Here is a 2,425-nt window from a genome sequence, read left to right as displayed (position 1 = left end):
GAAATGAGGTGTACTTTTATGATGAAATCTAAAGCCCGTATTACAGCGATTGGTACCTATGTTCCTCCAAAGAAATTATTAAATGAAGACTTGGAAAAGATGGTGGACACGAATGATGAATGGATTGTTCAAAGGACGGGTATAAAGGAAAGAAGAATTGTTGGAAACGAGGAATATGCATCTAAAGCTCTGAATTTAGGAATAGAGGAAGGGAAAGTCCAATATGGTGATACTTTATTATTATATGGCTTTGGAGGAGGACTAACACATCTAGGTCTCATTTTAAAATGGAATATACGGTAGTTATAAAATATAAAAAGGATAGCTTCCATCCTACAGCTATCCTTTCCCTATCAAAGCATTTGAATAATCTTCCTTGCTGTTTCGATTCCGTTTTCGATGCAGTCTGGGATCCCTACGCCATAATAGGAACAGCCGGCAAGGAGGATTCCCGGGTAGGTGGCTGCCATTCTGGTTTCAAGTGATCTGACACTTTTTGGATGGGTAATCAAATAATTCGGCATTTGTCCCGTCCATTTGGTCACTTCAGTGGCAATCGGCTTAGCGCGGATCCCAAGGGATTTGTGAATATCTTCGAGCGCTACCTTCAGCAGTTCTTCTTGATCCATATCTTTCAAAGAAGCAAAGGAAGGATGGCTGCTTTTATAAAAGAGCCTGATAAGGAGGTTACCCGATGTTGACGTATGCTTCCATTTCCTGCTTGTCCAAGTGCAGGCATTACAAGACAATTCATCGGTGTTTGCGGTAATGAAACCTGTGCCATCCGCAGGAAGTAATTGATCGGGAACGTCGAATCCAACATATACACTAATCAAGGAACTGTTTGTCAATCGGGAAAATTCATGTTTGATGTCTGGATCATCAATTAACATTTCTGCCGCTGTATGCGGAATGCTCATGATCATGTAATCGGCTTCGATGATTTCCTGATTGTTGAGAATCACGTGATAACGGCTGCCTTCTTTTTTGATTTTTTCCACCTTAGTATTTGTTAAAATCTCAGTGCCGCCAAGCTTTGCTTCAAACGCATTAATCAGGGAGTCTAAGCCGTTTTGAAACGAAAGAAACTTCCTTTCCCCGCCTTTAAATTTCTGTTTATTGGCTTCAAGTCCTTTGATAATACTTCCATATTGCTCCTTATAATCGATCAAAAACGGAAGGGTGGACGCAATTGTTAGGTCACTCAGGTTTCCGGAATACACACCGGAGAGGACGGGAGCTATTTGTTTTTCAACTAGTTCCGTTCCAAGAAAATACCCCAAAAAAGAACCGATCGAATCGTTTTTCGTAAAGGTTTCATTTTTGGTATAAAAATCCTTCAGTGCTGCAACTTTGCCTTCTGCTGAAATGAGTGTACTCTTTGCCAAGGATTCAATGCTTGCGGGAATGCCGAAAACCGAATCTTCAGGGATCGGTTTCAGCTCTCCGTCTGTGTAAATAAAGGAGCGGCCCGTCGCATTGTAGACAATTTCCTGTTCCAATCCAAGCTCTTCGATGATAGGCATGGTCTCGATTTTACGAGATACAATGGAATCTGCTCCGGCTTCTATGATAAATCCATGTTGTCTTACGGTTCGTATTTTTCCGCCAAGCTGACGGGATGCTTCCACTAAAATAAGCCTAAGGTCTCTATACTGTTTCCTTTTTTGTAATTCATACATAGCCGACAGTCCTGTTACACCGCCGCCGATCACTACGATTGTTTTCACTTCTGCCACCTCTAATCAATTCCATACTAGCCTCTTTTAAGTGTATCATACCATGAAAAGTGTCAGGCACCATCAAAGATGATTCAAAAGTAACTTGTTATCCACATATAAATTTGTAAAATGCAAGTTGTATATAGAAATATTAAAAATGGCGAAACACTGTGAACTTTCAAAATGGATTCGTAAAAGGAGAAATTTTTATTATGACTGAGAAAAAAGTAATCAATCTATCGTCATTAACGCAAATGAAAGAAATTGATTCAAATGAAAAAAAACTATACCCGTTTCCAGTATATGAGGAGCTGAGAAAACATAATCCAGTCCGTTTTGACCCTGATCGAAATTGTTGGGACATCTTTTTGTATGAAAAGACAATTAAAAAAGGGGACGCTGTTACGATCTGGGTTGCATCGGCAAATCGAGACGAAGCGAAATTCTCTCAACCGAATGAGTTTATCATTGATCGTAAACCGAATCCGCATTTGACTTTCGGTAAAGGAATCCATTTTTGTTTGGGAGCTCCACTGGCCCGCTTAGAAGCAAAAATTGCCTTTGAAGGAATATTTGCAAAAATGAAGGATTTAAAATTAAAAGAAGGAGCGCAAATAAAGAGAACACCGTCTCCGCAGATGTATGGTTTTGTGGAATATCCAATCGTATTTACACGGAAATAAAGAGGATAGCTTAGATTAAGT

Annotated in this window: 3 protein-coding genes; 2 read left to right on the top strand and 1 reads right to left on the bottom strand. The window is 39.8% G+C overall.

Translation table 11 applies throughout. From position 1 onward, the window contains the following. Positions 1 to 21: 21 nt before the first annotated feature. The gene (locus BFU02S_RS17570; protein ID WP_084361162.1) at positions 22 to 303 is read left to right on the top strand and encodes a 3-oxoacyl-[acyl-carrier-protein] synthase III C-terminal domain-containing protein; all 282 of its coding nucleotides are present in this window, start codon (positions 22 to 24) and stop codon (positions 301 to 303) included. A 50-nt stretch (positions 304 to 353) separates the two neighbouring features. On the opposite strand, the gene hemG is transcribed toward BFU02S_RS17570, so the two are convergent. Then, entirely contained in the window at positions 354 to 1,730 is a 1,377-nt protein-coding gene (gene hemG, locus BFU02S_RS15585; protein ID WP_066372662.1) for a protoporphyrinogen oxidase, read from the bottom strand. A gap of 203 nt (positions 1,731 to 1,933) precedes the next feature. Between hemG and BFU02S_RS15580 the strand changes: the two genes are divergently transcribed. Then, the gene (locus BFU02S_RS15580) at positions 1,934 to 2,404 is read left to right on the top strand and encodes a cytochrome P450 (RefSeq protein WP_066372661.1); all 471 of its coding nucleotides are present in this window, start codon (positions 1,934 to 1,936) and stop codon (positions 2,402 to 2,404) included. Positions 2,405 to 2,425: the final 21 nt, after the last annotated feature.

Origin of the sequence: Neobacillus fumarioli NBRC 102428 (genome assembly GCF_001591485.1) — a bacterium.
GTDB classification, from domain to species: Bacteria; Bacillota; Bacilli; order Bacillales; family Cytobacillaceae; genus Neobacillus; species Neobacillus fumarioli.
This window is presented reverse-complemented; position numbering and strand designations above follow the sequence as displayed.